The organism is Streptomyces sp. Xyl84, from assembly GCF_059731885.1.
This window is the reverse complement of record NZ_AP029183.1, coordinates 1,224,069-1,239,217: the sequence shown is the minus strand read 5'-3', so window position 1 is coordinate 1,239,217 and position 15,149 is coordinate 1,224,069. Positions and strand designations below refer to the sequence as shown.

Genomic DNA, 15,149 nt, shown 5'->3' with positions numbered 1-15,149 from the left:
GCCGGTCCGCGGCCCCGTCGGTGCCGTGCGCGCCTGGCCTGCCCGGCCCGCGCGGTGGCCGCTCTCCCAGGACGGCCGCCGCGCTCCCACCCCCGGCCCCGGCTTGACCTTGACACGGTGCCAAGGTCTTGACTGCGGCCCAGGAGGTGGTCGCGATGACCGGAACGGAAGAGGACACGATCGTGGCGCGGGTGCTGCGGGGGCTGGAGCACGAGGCCGCGTCGGTACGGCTGCGGGCGGCGCTGGCGGCCGGCACGGCCCCGGATCCGGGTTACGTCGACGGACTCGTCGAGCGCTGCGCGGCCGAGCCCGAACCGTACGTACGGGAAACGCTGACGTGGGCGCTGACCCGCCACGCGCCCTCCATGACGCTCCCCCGGCTCATCGGTGAACTCCGCTCGGAACGGCCGCGGGCGCGCAGCCAGGCGCTGCACACCCTGTCCAAGATCGGGGACCGGCGGGCGTGGCCGGCGATCACGCGGACGCTGCTGACCGACGGCGACGACGAGGTGGCGCGGTGCGCCTGGCGGGCGGCGGTCGTCCTCGTGCCCGGCGACGAGGCGCCCGGGCTGGCGGACGTCCTGGCGACCCAGCTGGGGCGCGGCGGACGGGAGATGTGGCTGAGCCTCAGCCGGGCGCTGATCGCACTCGGTGAGGAGGTCGTCGTGCCGGTCCTGCGCACGGCGGCGCGGGACGCCGACCCTCGCGTGCGAGAGCATGCGGGGGGTACGGAACGGCTGTTGCGCGACCCGGAGGCCGCACACGAGTTCGTGATCGGGGAGGCGAGGCGCGTCGTCGCCCTCGGTGCGGCCGGCCAGGAGGACCGACCTGCGTGACCGGCCCCGCAGGAGTGACGTACGTGACCGTCCAGGAGGAGTGACACACGTGTTGATCGGTGAGGTGGCGCGGCGCTCCGGGGTCAGCGCCCGCATGCTGCGGCATTACGACTCGCTCGGCCTGGTACGGCCCTCGGTGCGCACCGAGGGCGGCTACCGGGAGTACTCCGGGGAGGACATCGAGCGGATCTTCCACATCGAGAGCCTGCGCTCGCTGGGGCTGTCGCTGCGCGACGTCGGGCGGGCCCTGGACGATCCCGGTTTCCAGCCGTCGGCGCTCGTGGACGACCTCATCCGCCAGAGCCGGCAGCGCCTGACGGAGGAGACGGAACTGCTCACGCGGCTGAGCCGGATCGGTGCCGCCGAGCCCGCCGACTGGGAGGACGTGCTCCGGACCGTCGCCCTCCTGCGCGCCCTCGGGTCGCGGGACGCCGCACAGCGCCAGCGCGCCGCCCTGTCCTCCGTGGAGCGGGGTCCGGTGCCGGTGGAAGCCCTGGTCGAAGCGGCGCTGAGCGAGACGGACCCGAGCGTCGCCGGAGCCCTGCGGTGGGCGCTGGCGCACGAGGGCGAGGGCGGGAGCGGGGAGGCGCTGGCACTGCTCGCGCGAGGCCTCGCCTCGCCCGCGGCCGAGGTGCGCGAACGTGCCGTCCGGGCCGTCGCCGAGATGGAGGGCGGCGAGGCGACCGCTCTGCTGCGGACCGCCCTCACCGACCCCGGTGGCGCGGTCCGCCGGTGTGCGGCCCTGTCGCTCGGGGCACGCGGGGTGGCCGACGCGGTCCCGGCGCTCATCGACATGGTCGTCCGGGGGACGAACGGCGCCGACGCGGCCGACGTGCTGAGCGCGCTGGCGGCGTCCGGTCCGGGGCCGGCGGAACGGATCGCCGCGGACCTCGCCGACCGCCTCGCCCGGGGCACGCTCGCACCGTCCGCGCGGCTGAGCCTGGCCCATGCCCTCGCGGAGGTCCCGGGGCCCACGTCCTGCCGTGCCCTGGCAGAGCTGTCGCGCGACGAGGACCGCGCCGTCGCCCTCACCGCGGCCCACGTCCTCACGCTGCGCCGGGCCGCGCGGGACTCCTGAAGGAAGCCGCCCGGAGCAAACACCCGAACAGGCACCCTCACCAGGTGAGGGGCACCCGCCGCACGATCCCGCCGCCGGGCCGGCACACCGCCACCACGTCGGACCATCCGGCCACGCCCCGCCCCGGCCCGCCACCACCCCGGACCACTCGGCCACGCCACCGTCCCGGCCCACCGCCACCGTCCCCGCCCACCGCCACGGGCCCGGCGCACCGTGCGCGGGGCCCGCCACCGTCCCGGCGTACCGACCGCAGGGTCCGCCGCCGTCCGCGCGGGGCGGCCGGGTCCGTCCCCGACGTCAGGACCGCTCTTCCCGGCCCCCGGCGCGCCCCGGCGGACACCGACGCCGCTCGGCCCGGCGCCGCCGGGAACCCCTGACGTGCCAGGTCAGGCGTGCTGCGCCGAGCGGGGGCCCGCGGCGCGGCGGAGCCGGTTCGCGATGGCGAGCCCCAGCCCCTCCTCCGCCGGCAGGGACGCGACGATGAGGTCGCACCCCCGCTGGTCGAGGTCGCGCAGGAAACCGTAGAGCCCGCGGGCGTAGGCGGCCGGCGAGGCGGGCACCGCCACCGTGGCGTGCGCCTTCACCGGGGTGCCGGCGAGGGAGGGCGGCAGGAAGACGCCCACCTGGTGGCCCAGCTCGCGCGCCGACTCCACCTCGTCGAGCACCTTCGCGGGCTCGACGAGCACGACCCGGGCGCGCGGCGCGTAGTGGGAGGGGTGCTGGCCGGGGACCCGGACGCGGCTCGTCGAGGGGACCGCGACAGGCCCTCCCAGCACCGCTTCGAGGTCCTCGCGCGTCACCCCGCCGGGCCTGAGAACGCTCGGGGTGTCACCCGTGACGTCCACGATGGTCGACTCGACGCCGACCTCGCAGGGGCCGCCGTCCAGGACGAAGTCGACGGCGTCGCCGAGTTCGGTGCGGACGTCGTCCGCCGTCGTGGGACTGACGGAACCGAAACGGTTGGCGGAAGGGGCCGTGATGCCGCCGCCGAAGGCCGCCAGCAGCGCGCCCGCGACCGGGTGGTCGGGGACACGCACGGCCACCGTCTCCAGGCCGCCGGTCGCCTCCAGGGGCACCCGGCGACCGCGTCGCAGGACCAGGGTGAGCGGTCCGGGCCAGAAGTGCGCGGCCAGCAGACGGGCCGTCGCGGGGACGTCCTCGACCCAGTCGTCCAGCTGCTCCGCGGCGCCGATGTGGACGATCAGCGGGTGGGAGGGCGGACGTCCTTTCGCCTGGAAGATGCGTGCGACGGCGACGGGTTCCTCGGCGTTGGCGCCCAGACCGTAGACGGTCTCGGTCGGGAGGGCCACCAGGCCTCCGGCGCGCAGCACCTCGGCCGCCTTCTCGATGTCACTGCTGCTTGCCGTCACCCTCGCGATCCTCTCACTGATCCCCGTTCCGTACCGTGGTCCCGGGGACACGCAGGACGACTGACGCGAACCGGGACCGACGGCACCGTACTCCAGTCACCCCGCAGGGCTTCAAACCCGGCCCTTCGCACCTTGACGGGTGATCTCCCTCAGACGGCACCGCCCGGACCGCCGGCGAAGGCTCCGCCGGCGCCGAACACGTGCCGCGCGAAGTTCTCGCCGATGCGGCGGTGCCCCGCGGGGTCGGGGTGGACCCCGTCGGGCAGGGGGAACTCGGCGTGGTCCTCCTCACCGTAGAGGTCGCGGCCGTCGAGGTAGTGCAGGTGCGGGTCGTCGGCCGCCCGGGCTTCCACGATCCGGGCGAGTTCGTCGCGGATGACGTTGAGCGTCAGGCGTCCGGCGGCGCGCTCGGCGGGGTCGCCCGTGGCCTTGAACCGCAGGGTGCCCGCGGCGAAGTCGGGTGCGAGGGGGCCGGGGGTGTCCTCCTGCACCGGGCACAGCAGGGGCGAGACGACCAGCAGCGGCGTGGCGGGGTGACCCTCGCGGACGGTGTCGAGGAAGCCGTGGACCGCGGGGCCGAAGGCGCGCAGGCGCATCACGTCGGCGTTGACGACGTTGATGCCGATCTTGAGGCTGATCAGGTCGGCGGGCGTGTCCCGCATCGCCCGCGCGGTGAACGGGTCGAGCAGCGCGCTGCCGCTGAAGCCCAGGTTGACCAGTTCCACTCCGCCGCGGGCCGCGGCCAGGGCGGGCCAGATCGCCGTCGGGTGGGCTGCGTTCGAGCCGTGGCTGATGGAACTGCCGTGGTGCAGCCACACCCTGCGCCCGCCGGCCGGCACGGGCTCGACGGGGGCGTCGGTGCGCAGGGCGATCAGCTCGGTGATCTCCGCGTGCGGGAGCCAGATCTCGACCTCCTTGTCACGCGCGGGCAGGCCGGTGAAGCGGGCGGTTCCGGCCGGTCCCTCGGTCACTTCGGCGGCCTGGGTGAACATGTCGGTGATCGTGCGGACGTTGCCGCCGGCCACCGTGGCCTGGGCGGCGAGGGTGCCGTCGACCAGCAGGTCGTACACGCCGTCCGGCGGGGCGGGGAAGCCCCGGTAGACCCGCTTGGTGGGCAGGGTGTCGAGTTCGACGACGGTGGCCCGGGTACGGAAGACCAGGCGTACTCCGGAGGGCTGGGCCTCGGCGACGGCGAGCTGGTCGTCCGGGATCTGCCGGCGCGCGCGGGCGGGCAGGCGGTGCGGCAGCAGGCCGTGCGCGGTCCGTTCCAGGTCGAGGTGGCCGCGCAGCAGGTCCGCGGTGACCGGGGTGGTGATCGGGTCGGGTCCGGTGGTGGTCATGGTTCCAGCCTCTTGATCGGGAAGCATCAGCCATTAAGCGTTTGCCTAATACTTTTAGGATACTAGCTTGAGTGCGCCGTTGGAGCGACGGCAGCCGTGCCCTCCGCGGGCGGTTGGCCGGGCCTCCGCAGCGAGGGTGGCCGGGCCTCCGGAGATCACCCCCGCACACGGGTCCGCGCACGCGTCCGGTCTCTGAGTACGCCTGCTCATGACCGGCCCGCCGCGCCGCGGACGACGGCTGGTGTCGGCGTACGGACGGCGGACGGGGCAGGTGCAGGCGCAGGGGAAGATTTCTCGGAGCCGCCGTGGCCGTCGTCGCGGCGCCGGTCCTCGCCCTTGTGGCGGGGGTGCCGCTCGCGGCGGTACTGACCGTCGGCGCGGGCCTGCTGAGCCTGCTGTGGCTGCTGCTCCTGCTCACACTTCCCTGGAACCTGTACTTCCGCGCGCAGACGGTGCTCGCCGAGATCGCGGTCAGCAGGGAGAAGGGCATCGGCGTCTCCCCGGCCCGGGACTGGGCAGGGAGTTCGAGTCCACGGTGAACCGCCTCACCGGCAACCAGGAGATCATCGCGGGTGTGAAGGCGTTCCTGCGCCTGCTGCGCTCCGCCGACGCGGCCGACGGCGCCGTCGCCCCCTGACCCGGGCCGGGTGCGTCTGACCCGGGCCGTGTGCGCCTGCCTCCGACGTGGACCCGAGGGCGCCGGGCCGTATCAGGGCGCCGGTGGCCTCGGTGGGGAAGCGGCCGAGCGGCGTCCGGCTCGGTGAGGGTGACCACGGCCAGGAGGCCGCCGGCCCGGCCCGTCGAGGTCCTGGTGCTCCTACGTCACTTCCGTGCCGGCCGCCGCACGACGGCCGGCGTCTGCGGCGGCCGGCGGTCCGGGCGGGCGTCCCGCCGGCGCGCGCACGGGCCGTCAGTAGTAGATGGCGCCCTTGAGGCCACCGCTCGTGATGACGGGATCGCCGTTGAGGGAGACGCTGAGCGGACTCGCCAGGAAGGCCACGACGGCCGCCACCTCCTCCGGCTCCACGATCCGCTCGATGGAGACGGACTGGGCGTACTGCCGCTCCAGTTCCTCCGCACTGCACCCCAGGGCGGCGGCCCGGCGCTCCAGGTTGTCCAGGAAAGTGCGGGTCCGGGTGGCGGCGGGGTGCACGGAGACGACGTTGACACCCGACGGCCCGAGTTCGTCCGCCAGGTTCTTCGTCAGGGCGACCACAGCGGCGTTGCGGACCGACCCGGTCACCGACCCGCTCTGCCGGGACGCCAGTCCGCCGATGTTGACGACCCTGCCCCACCCGCGTTCCGTCATCCCCGGCGCGAAGGCGCGGACGCATCGCAGGTATCCGCGGACCTTGACGTTGATCTCCGCCTCCAGGGCGTCGTCGGGGAAGGCTCCGGGGTTGGTCGTGGCGGCATTGTTGACCAGGATGTCCACGCCACCGAGCCGGTCCAGCACCCTCCTCGCCATGTCCGCCACCGACGCGTCCTCCCCGGTGTCGGCCGCGACCCCGATGACCTCGGCGCCGGTCTCCGCCCGAAGGGCTCGCGCCCGCTCCTCGACGTCACCGGCGGTTCTGGAGACGAGGGCGACGGACGCGCCTTCGGCCGCGAGAGCCCGTCCGACGGCGAACCCGATACCCCGGCTTCCGCCGGTGACGACGGCCCGCCTGCCCGCGAGTTGGAGATCCATGGCCTTGTGCCCTTCTTTCGTTCGTGGGGCGTGCACCTGCTGCGAGACGCACCGCATCCTGCGCCTCGCACACGCACACGGACACGAACACGGACACGGACGCGCCGTCATCGTGCTCACGAGGCACGCCACCCGAACAGTTCAGACCACTGGTGGGAAGTGACCCACCTCATGGCCGGGCCGGACGCGCGCGGCCGGGCCTTCCCACGTCCTGACGGCGCCCCACCCCGTGGCCCGGCACACCGGCGGCGACGCGCCAGTGCCGGGATCAGCCGGTGAGCAGGTGGGTGCGGCCGAACATCGCGGCGGCGGTCCGGGCTGTCGGGGTGCCGCGGTCCAGGTCCGCACCGGCCCGGGTGAGGACCGCCACCACGTCGTCGGCGCCTTTGAACAGGGCACCGGCGAGGGGCGTCTGGTCGCGGGCGTTGCGCAGGTCGGGGTCGGCGCCGAGCCCGATGAGGGTGCGTACCGTCTCGGCGTGACCGTGGTAGGCGGCGAGCATCAGGAGGGTGTTGCCGGCGGGGTCGGCGACGTCGACCGGCAGGCCGTGCTCCACGAACTCGGCCAGTGGTGCGGTGCGGCCCTCCCGGGCCAGGTCCATGGCGAGCGCCACGACGCGCCGCGTCTGCTCGGGTGTCACGGTCCGCCTCCGGTCATGGACGGCTCCTTCTGCTCGTACGGGGACGGGGTACGGGGCCGGTCCGGCGTGGGCGGGCGGTGCCCACGCCGGACCCGGGCGGGGGTCAGAGGTCGCCGGCGGCCAGGGCCTCGATCGCCTTGCGGACGCCTTCGCCGTAGGCGGGGTCGGCCCGGGTGCAGTGGGCGATGTGACGCTCGACGGTCCGCTGCGAGGCGCCGTCGATCGCGCGGGCGGTGTTCTCGAAGAGCCTGCGCTGCTCCTCGGGGCTCATCAGGCGGAACAGGTCGCCGGGCTGCTCGAAGTAGTTGTCGTCGTCCTCACGGAAGTCGAACCGGTCGGCGACGGCACCCACCCGCCCGCTCGGCTCGCGGTAGGCGGGCTGTTCCTGCCAGCGGCCGTAGGAGTTGGGCTCGATGCCGGGGGTGGCGCCCTGGTTGCCGTCCACGCGCATGCCGCCGTCGCGGTGGTAGGAGTTGACGGGGTTCCTCGGGGTGTTCACGGGGATCTGGTGGTGGTTCACGCCGAGGCGGTAGCGCTGGGCGTCGCCGTAGGAGAAGAGGCGGCCCTGGAGCATCCGGTCCGGGGAGAAGCCGATGCCCGGGACGACGTTGGCCGGGGTGAAGGCGGCCTGTTCGACGTCCGCGAAGTAGTTGGCGGGGTTGCGGTTCAGCTCCCATTCACCGACCTCGATGAGCGGGTAGTCCTTCTTCGACCAGACCTTGGTGAGGTCGAAGGGGTGGAAGCGGTAGTGCTCGGCGTCGGCTTCCGGCATGACCTGGACGAAGAGCTTCCACTTGGGGAAGTCGCCCCGGTCGATCGCGTCGAAGAGGTCGCGCTGGTGGGACTCGCGGTCCTTGCCGATCAGGGTCTCGGCCTCGGCGTCCGTGAGGTTCCTGATCCCCTGCCGGGTACGGTGGTGGAACTTCACCCAGAACCGCTCGCCCTCGGCGTTGACCAGGCTGTAGGTGTGCGAGCCGAAGCCGTGCATGTGCCGGTACGACGCCGGGATGCCGCGGTCGGACATCACGATCGTGACCTGGTGCAGGGCCTCGGGGAGGCTGGTCCAGAAGTCCCAGTTGTTCTCGGGGTCGCGGAGGTTGGTGCGCGGGTCGCGCTTGACCGCGTGGTTGAGGTCCGGGAACTTCAGCGGGTCGCGGAAGAAGAACACCGGGGTGTTGTTGCCCACCAGGTCCCAGTTGCCCTCCTCCGTGTAGAACTTCAGGGCGAAGCCGCGGATGTCGCGCTCGGCGTCGGCCGCGCCGCGCTCCCCCGCCACGGTGGAGAACCGGGCGAACAGCTCGGTCTTCTTGCCGACTTCGGAGAAGATCTTCGCGCTGGTGTACCGCGTGATGTCATGGGTCACCGTGAAGGTGCCGAACGCACCGGATCCCTTGGCGTGCATCCTGCGCTCGGGGATGACCTCGCGGTCGAAGTGGGCGAGCTTCTCCAGGAACCACACGTCCTGGAGGAGCATCGGGCCGCGCGGGCCGGCCGTCAGGGAGTTCTGGTTGTCGGGAACCGGCGCACCGGCGACCGTGGTGAGCGGCCTCTGGTTGTTCTCGGGCACAGTTCGCTCCTCGGTAGAAGTGGTCCTCGGCATGTCTCGAAGCCCCGGCGGTGCCGGCCTGCCGGGTGTGCGCGCGCTCCGGCCCGCGCACACCCGGCACACACCTTGTATGCGGACATCATGCCCGACGAGCCGAGGACCTGGAACACACATGTGTGTTCCAGGTCCTTACGGACATGTGCGGTCGTGGGTGACCGGGGGCCGCGCGGCGGCGTGAACGGTCGGGGGCGGGCAGGCGTGACCGCCCCTCGACCGGGTGCGGTGACGCTGCCGGCTGCCTCGGCCCCGGTCAGCGGGCGGCCGGAGCCCGCCGGGGATCGGGGCGCGGCAGGAGGCACCCGGCGCGGTCCAGGTCCAGCTGGTTCCCCGGGACCGTGCACGCGGTCAGCCAGTAGGTCGCCGTGGCGTACCCGGTTCCCCGGTGGACGGAGATCGCGCCGTCCCGGGCCATCTCGCAGGGGTTGTCCAGGGTGCACCGCCCACCGTCGTGATTGCTGGTGTTGTTGACGGCGACGATCTTCCCGTCGGCCAGCACGGGGGATCCGGAGGTGCCGTGCCCGGTGTCGCACTCCGGTGTGTACCGCACGACGTCCTCGGTGACGTTGGCGGTCTCCAGGACGCGGTAGGCGAACCCGTCGATCCGGCAGGAGAACTCCTGCTTCAGGCTCCCGGACACGACGCGGACCGCGGTACCCCGGGCGGGACGCCGGCCGTCCACCGTCAGGGCGGTGACCCCGTGGTCCCTCGCCAGCTCGCGATACGTGTCGTCGATCTGGTAGAGGGCGATGTCCGTGCCGGTCAGGGTGACGTAGAGGGCTCTGGTCGCGTGCACCTGCGCGGCGGTGCCCCCGGCGCGGTCGCGCAGCCTGAACAGACGGTGGGACGGCCGGTTCACCAGGACCTCGCCGGGGACGGGCCGGGCTCCTTCGTAGCAGTGCCCGTTGGTCAGTACCAGCGCCCGGTCGTCGTCCCTGGAGACCGGCGTCCGGACGACGGAACCGGAACAGCCGTCGACGTCGACCGTGCCGGTGAAGTCGGCCGGCGCCGAAGCCGTCCCGGCCGGGGCGGACTTCGGGGCGGCCGTGGACGCCACGGCCGCCGGGGCGGCCGACGCGGCGGGCGTCAGCAGTGCCAGGCCGAGGAGGGCCACGCCACCGAAGAGGGCCCTGGCCGTGGGGAAGCGCGTCACTTGGTTCGTTCCTTCGTGAGCGTGAGCGGGAGCGGGACGGGGAGGGACAGGGGCAGCGGGGAAGGAGGGGCGCGGGGTCACTTGAGCCCCGGGCAGGTTCCGCCGGTGGTCTTCCCGGTGCGGAAGAAGTCGACCACGTGGGCGCCGCACGGCAGGTTCTTCAGGGAGGCGTGGACCCCGTCGAGGACGGTCAGCAGGGTGCCGCCGGCCGCCTTGTGCGCCGCCTGCGCCCATGCGTAGGGGGTGTCGCCCTCGCTGAGGTGCCCGGAGATCTGGAGCGGGCTGCTGCCGCGGACCACGGCCGTGGGCGGGGTGTGCGTCGGCCAGCCGGCGCACCACGGGGAGATGTACGTGCCGCCGACGGCCGGGAGAGCGGCGCGGCGGGCCTGCGCGGCGGACCACAGGTGGGGGAAGTCCGTGGGGGTGGAGTCGGTGTTGCAGAGCATGGCGTTGTACTGCAGGGCGTTCAGTCCGTCGAGCGGATCGCCGAGACCGTACCGGCGCCGGACGTTCTTCGCGGCACTGCGGGCGGCGCCGGGGGTGCCGCCGTCGATCGCGGTGACCAGGTCGTTCGCCGCCGTCACCCACGCGTCGGGGGTGCTGCCGAGGAGCCCGGCCGCCCACTCGCCGTCCAGGCGCAGATCGCCGGCGATACGGGGTTCGCGGTCCAGTTCCGCACGCAGGGCGATGAGTCTGGCCGCGACGGCGGCCTTGTCCGTGCCCAGGTGGTAGTCGTAGTCGTGCTCCGCCAGCCACCGGGTGAAGTCCGCGAAGTTGCGCTCGCCGAGTGCTTCGATCGTGCCGTCCATGGCGGAGTGGTCGAAAACCGGCGGCATCGAGGAGTCCAGCCACATGCGCCTGACCCGGTCGTCGAAGAGGGACCGGTAGGCCAGGCCGGTCGCCGTGTCGAAGGACTCTCCGAAGAAGTCGATCTTCTCGGCACCGAGCGCGTCCCGCAGGGAGTCGATGTCCCGGGCGATGTTCTCCGGGGTGAGTCCGCGCACGAATTCCGGATCGGTCGCCGTGCACCTCCGGTTGAACTCGGCCTGGTCGTCGAAGGCGGCCTCGGCCCGTTCCTTCTGGCTCGCGGTCACCGGCGGCTCCGCTCCTCCGCGGAATGCGCACGAGATCTTCTGGCTGTAGCCGGTGCCGCGCTCGTCCATGCCGATGAGGTCGTGCTCGGTGTTGAGCGTCCCCAGCCCGGAGCCGAGGAGGCCCGGCAGCGTCGCCGCGTTCGCCGTCCCGGGGCCGCCCGCCCCGAACACCAGCGGTTCCTCCGGACGCGGTCCGGTGGCCCTGATCCGGCTCACGGCGACGGTGATGGTGCGGCCCAGCGGTTTCGCGTAGTCCAACGGGACGGTCAGCTCCGCGCACTCGGTCCGTCTGTCACCCGGTACGGGCCAGTCCTCGGCGACCGACGAGCACAGGTGCCAGTCCAAACGTTCCCCGGCCCTCGGCGCGGCGGACGCCGTGGGCAGCAGTAATCCGGTCAGGGCGAGGGCCGAGGCGGCCAGGGCGCCGCCGCGCAGGGCGCGTCTTTGGCGCGCCCGGGAAACAGTGGCGAATGGCATGGCGGGCAGACCTCCGGGATCCGGGTACGCCGTACGGGCACGTACGGCGGCCACCACTCTCGGGAGCCCGGGCCGCGACCGCTGCGCGAGCCGGCATCGGCCGGCGCTCGGTCAGGTATCCGTCTCGTATCAGGCGCGCGCTCGGGCACCGCTCAGCGGGCGGCCAGCACCAGCACCAGACCGGTCAGAGCCGGAACGGTCTGCACGAAGAGGATCTTCCGGGCGGCCGTGGCGGCGCCGTACACACCGGCCACGGCCACACACGTCAGGAAGAACACCTTCGCCTGGAACCCCACCGGGCCGGACTCCACCGCGCCCCACACCAGCCCTGCGGCGAGGAACCCGTTGTACAGCCCCTGGTTGGCCGCGAGCGCCTTCGTCTCCGAGGCGAAAGCGGCGGTGGTCCCGAAGACGGCACGGGCCCTGGGCCCGGTCCACAGGAACATCTCCAGGACCAGGATGCAGCAGTGGAGCGCGGCGATGAGCAGGACCACGACGGTCGCGATGATCGACATGGGCGACAGCGTCACACATGACACACGTGTCCGGAACACACGGGTGCCCGCCTGGAACACACGGGTGCCGGAGAACACGACCGCCTCCGCGCGGTCGCCCCTGCGGCTGCCGCGCACGGCAGCCGCAGGGGCCGGGGCCGGAGACCTGCCGGGGCCGGTCAGCCGCCGATGCCGACGAGTGTGCCGGTGCCGTCCGGGTACTCCACGTACGCGGTGGCCGGGGTCCTCGTCACGCCGCTCCAGTGGCCGGTGACCGAGACCGGCCGCAGCGGTGTCGTGGCGGGCCTCTCCGGCGACACGGTGAACGTGCCGGTCGTGGGCGAGTCGGCTCCCACCAGGTTGGTCTGGAGCGTGAACGGTGTGGCCGTCGTACCCGCGTGGTAGTCCCCGGCCAGGACGAAGACGGTGTACCGGCCCGGTTCCAGTCCCTTCAGGGTGACGTGCTGCCGGTGCTGCGATCCCGCGCTTTCGGCCACGATCGTCCAGGGCCGCCCGTCGGCCGGGGTGTTCAGGACGTACAGGGCGACGCCCGAGTCCGGGGTGTCCGTGGTGGCGAGGACCTCACCCGCCCTGGTCCCCTCGGGGACGGTGATGGCGTACTCCTGCGCGCCGCCCGTCGCCATGTCGACCTCGCCCCGCACGGCGGGGCCCACGACCGGAGCGTGGGCGGTGAGCGTCAGCTTCTCGGTGCCGGGGGTCAGGGAGTAGGAGACGCTTCCCTCGCTCCCGGGGCCCGCCTCGACCCGGTCGGGCGCCTCCAGCATCTGCGGGGTGACGGCGATCGGGCTGCGCACGGAGACGTGGCCGCTTCCCCTCCAGGTCAGGTGCCCGGTCACGGGAGTGCCGGAGGGCGCGGTGGTCCGGGTCAGCCTGATGGCGACCCGGGCGGTCTGTCCCGCGCGGGTGAAGCGCAGCGTGGAGGGCTTCACCTCGGCGCGGAAGCCGGGCAGGTCCACCTCGGCCCGGTACACACCCGGACGGGTCGCGGTCAGGGTGCGGGTGAGGGTGCGCGATCCCAGCAGCCGGTCCACGGAGAGGGACGGGTAGTTCAGGTCGCTGGGCGCGACGGGGGCCGTGCCGGTCCCGGTGTCGATGCCGAGGCCCTCCTCGTACGCGAGCCAGTCACGGTTGGACGAGTCGTACACCAGGCCCGGGTCGAACATCGCGGCGGGATCGACCTCGCCCGAACCCTGCGCGTACACGTCCGTGCTGGTGCCGCCCGAGGCGGTCCTGGTGTCGACGGCGGTCGTCATCATGGCGGACTTCACCGCCATCGGGGACCACTTGGGGTGCACACCGAAGTAGAGGGCGGCGAGGCCGGAGATCTGGGGCGCCGCCATCGACGTACCGGTCATGAAGTCGAAGTCGTGGCCGAAGTTGCTGGGCGGCGCGACGGCGGCGAGGACGCCGACGCCCGGCGCGGCGATGTCCGGCTTGATCAGCGCGCCCTTGTTGACGGCCGACGGGCCCCGGGAGGAGAACGGGGCGATCTGCGGGTACGGCGTCCCGGTCGAACCGCCCGGCTGCAGCGTCACCGTGGCGCCCGGCGTGGCCGCGTAGGCGCGGACGTCGGCGGCTCCCGGGCCGTTCAGGTGCACGGTCGGCACGACGTGGATGTCGCTGTCCGTCTCCTGGTCGGTGGTGTTCACCAGCACCATGGCGACGCCGCCGGCGCGCGCCACCTCGGCCGACTTGCTCACCCGGGTGGTGGTCCCGCGGTCGCACACCACCGCCTTGCCGGCCGTCTTCGCCGGGTCGAGGGAACCCTCCCGGCACAGCCGCGCGTCCTCGTCCGCCGTCCCGGCCGACCTGACGTCACCGGCGAGGACCAGGGGCTCGGGGCCGACGGCCGCCTGCACGGTGAGGCTGCCGCCGACGAAGGTCCGGCCGTCGCCCAGCCTCACCGTGGCCTCCGCGGGGCGCAGCGTGCTCGCGGCGACCGTCGTCATCCAGGGCGCGGTGTTGTCGATGACGCCCCGGGAGGGCCCTTCGTTGCCCGCGGCGGCCGACACGAAGACACCTGCCTGCGCCGCGGCCCGGAACGCCTGCACGATGGGCTCGTCGAGCCAGGACTCCACCACCCGGCCCGCCGAGTAGTTGATGACGTCGACGCCGTCGGCCACCGCCTGGTCGATCGCGGCGACGATGTCGGAGGCGTCACCGCCGGCGTCCGTCGTGCCCTTCTCCGTCCACAGCGCCTTGTACACGGCGACCGCCGCGCCCGGCGCCACCCCGGAGATCTTTCCGAAGTCGTGCCCCTGAACGGTCACCGCGACGTCCGCGTCACCCGCGGCGGTGGACGCGGTGTGGGTGCCGTGGCCGCTGTTGTCACGCGCCGAGAGGTAGTCGCCCCGCTCCTCGGGCGGTGTCGTGGCCAGCCAGCCGTCGTTGAAGTACCGGGCGCCGACGAGCTTGGTGTTGCAGGCGCTCGCGGTGAACTTCTCACCGCTCTGGCAGACGCCGGTGAACGTGCCGCCGTCGGCCTTCTTCATCTTGATCACGCCGCCCTCACGGTAGGGGCGGTAGGGGTCCTTGGCGGTGGGCGGAGCGGACCCGAGGGCCGGGGCGGCGAACGACGCGCTCTCCGGCCAGACGCCGCTGTCGATGACCCCGACCACCACACCCTTGCCGGACTCGGCGGTGCCCCCGAGCTTCGACCACACCCCCTGCCGCCCGGACAGGCCCATGAAGTCGGTCGACCGGGAGTCGTCCGTCGCCTCGACCCGGGCGTCCGGGCTGACGGCGAGGACCCCCGGCCGGCTGCTGAGGCGGACGGCCTGAAGAGGGGTCAGGTCCGCGACGAAGCCGTTGACCGCGACCGTGTAACGGCCGCGGACCGTGGCGCCGACCGACGCGGCCGCCTCGCTCTGCCGCCCCCGCAGGTAGTCCCGGTAGCGGTGCGCGGCGGTACTGGAGGCGTCGACCTTGGCGCCCGCCGGGGGAGCGGTGGCGGCCAGGCCGTCCACGCCGCCCTTGTAGAGGGCGACCGGTGCGTCCTCGAGGGTCACGATGTAACGGCCGGAGGGGGAACGCCCGGTGACGGGGACGGGGGCCTGCGGGTCACCGGCCGGCCGGGCCCGCACGTCACCGGCCGCGCGGGCCTGCGGGTCACCGGCCGCCTGGGCCGGCGTGCCGGTGCAGACGGCCGCCAGCGAGACGGCCAGAGCTGCCGCACCGCAGGCGAGTGTCTTTCTTCGGAACACGGAACTCACACGTTCCTCCATGAGGAGTGGGCCCGGCCGGAGGATGCCGCGCGCCTTCGGGTGTCGCTGCGCGTGCTGGTGGCAAGGGGGCCGGACCGGGCGGACGAGTGTCGCGGCGAGGAAAGTGAACGCTGTACCTCGGACAGGTGT

12 protein-coding genes are annotated in these 15,149 nt (G+C 73.4%); 3 read left to right on the top strand and 9 right to left on the bottom strand.

The window, feature by feature from the left end; translation table 11 throughout:
* Positions 1–155 precede the first annotated feature (155 nt).
* The gene (locus AC6I72_RS36810; RefSeq protein ID WP_498006053.1) at positions 156–836 is read left to right on the top strand and encodes a HEAT repeat domain-containing protein; all 681 of its coding nucleotides are present in this window, start codon (positions 156–158) and stop codon (positions 834–836) included.
* A gap of 49 nt (positions 837–885) precedes the next feature.
* Complete coding sequence (locus AC6I72_RS36805) at positions 886–1,914, top strand: MerR family transcriptional regulator (protein ID WP_498006462.1); 1,029 nt, start codon at positions 886–888, stop codon at positions 1,912–1,914.
* Positions 1,915–2,300: 386 nt separating this feature from the next.
* Here AC6I72_RS36805 and AC6I72_RS36800 read toward each other — a convergent pair whose 3' ends face one another.
* On the bottom strand, positions 2,301–3,284 hold the full coding sequence (locus AC6I72_RS36800) for an L-threonylcarbamoyladenylate synthase (protein ID WP_498006052.1): 984 nt from the start codon (positions 3,282–3,284) through the stop codon (positions 2,301–2,303).
* A 149-nt stretch (positions 3,285–3,433) separates the two neighbouring features.
* Positions 3,434–4,624 (bottom strand): GDSL-type esterase/lipase family protein, encoded by a 1,191-nt coding sequence (locus AC6I72_RS36795; protein ID WP_498006051.1) that lies wholly within the window; start codon positions 4,622–4,624, stop codon positions 3,434–3,436.
* A 305-nt stretch (positions 4,625–4,929) separates the two neighbouring features.
* Between AC6I72_RS36795 and AC6I72_RS36790 the strand changes: the two genes are divergently transcribed.
* A complete protein-coding gene (locus AC6I72_RS36790; protein WP_498006049.1) occupies positions 4,930–5,163 on the top strand; it encodes a hypothetical protein in 234 nt (77 codons plus the stop codon).
* Between the two features lie 371 nt (positions 5,164–5,534).
* Here AC6I72_RS36790 and AC6I72_RS36785 read toward each other — a convergent pair whose 3' ends face one another.
* The 7 genes from AC6I72_RS36785 to AC6I72_RS36755 form a co-directional block, all read right to left on the bottom strand.
* The gene (locus AC6I72_RS36785) at positions 5,535–6,314 is read right to left on the bottom strand and encodes an SDR family NAD(P)-dependent oxidoreductase (protein ID WP_498006048.1); all 780 of its coding nucleotides are present in this window, start codon (positions 6,312–6,314) and stop codon (positions 5,535–5,537) included.
* A 268-nt stretch (positions 6,315–6,582) separates the two neighbouring features.
* Positions 6,583–6,915, bottom strand: coding sequence for an ankyrin repeat domain-containing protein (locus AC6I72_RS36780; RefSeq protein ID WP_498006460.1), 333 nt, complete (start codon positions 6,913–6,915; stop codon positions 6,583–6,585).
* Between the two features lie 142 nt (positions 6,916–7,057).
* Positions 7,058–8,521: a catalase gene (locus AC6I72_RS36775; RefSeq protein ID WP_498006046.1), complete on the bottom strand. Its 1,464-nt coding sequence runs from the start codon at positions 8,519–8,521 to the stop codon at positions 7,058–7,060.
* A gap of 289 nt (positions 8,522–8,810) precedes the next feature.
* On the bottom strand, positions 8,811–9,710 hold the full coding sequence (locus tag AC6I72_RS36770; RefSeq protein ID WP_498006045.1) for a S1 family peptidase: 900 nt from the start codon (positions 9,708–9,710) through the stop codon (positions 8,811–8,813).
* A 77-nt stretch (positions 9,711–9,787) separates the two neighbouring features.
* Positions 9,788–11,281 carry an alpha/beta fold hydrolase gene (locus AC6I72_RS36765; RefSeq protein ID WP_498006044.1) on the bottom strand — a complete coding sequence of 498 codons (1,494 nt, stop codon included), beginning with the start codon at positions 11,279–11,281 and terminating at the stop codon, positions 9,788–9,790.
* A 152-nt stretch (positions 11,282–11,433) separates the two neighbouring features.
* On the bottom strand, positions 11,434–11,796 hold the full coding sequence (locus AC6I72_RS36760; protein ID WP_498006042.1) for a DUF1304 domain-containing protein: 363 nt from the start codon (positions 11,794–11,796) through the stop codon (positions 11,434–11,436).
* A 158-nt stretch (positions 11,797–11,954) separates the two neighbouring features.
* The gene (locus AC6I72_RS36755) at positions 11,955–15,008 is read right to left on the bottom strand and encodes a S8 family peptidase (protein WP_498006040.1); all 3,054 of its coding nucleotides are present in this window, start codon (positions 15,006–15,008) and stop codon (positions 11,955–11,957) included.
* Positions 15,009–15,149: the final 141 nt, after the last annotated feature.

Excerpts from the sequence above, each read along its gene's own strand:
- AC6I72_RS36810 (WP_498006053.1), top strand. The coding sequence starts at position 156 with ATGACCGGAACGGAAGAGGACACGATCGTGGCGCGGGTGCTGCGGGGG.
- AC6I72_RS36795 (WP_498006051.1), bottom strand. The coding sequence starts at position 4,624 with ATGACCACCACCGGACCCGACCCGATCACCACCCCGGTCACCGCGGAC.
- AC6I72_RS36785 (WP_498006048.1), bottom strand. The coding sequence starts at position 6,314 with ATGGATCTCCAACTCGCGGGCAGGCGGGCCGTCGTCACCGGCGGAAGC.
- AC6I72_RS36780 (WP_498006460.1), bottom strand. The coding sequence starts at position 6,915 with ATGGACCTGGCCCGGGAGGGCCGCACCGCACCACTGGCCGAGTTCGTG.
- AC6I72_RS36765 (WP_498006044.1), bottom strand. The coding sequence starts at position 11,281 with ATGCCATTCGCCACTGTTTCCCGGGCGCGCCAAAGACGCGCCCTGCGC.
- AC6I72_RS36760 (WP_498006042.1), bottom strand. The coding sequence starts at position 11,796 with ATGTCGATCATCGCGACCGTCGTGGTCCTGCTCATCGCCGCGCTCCAC.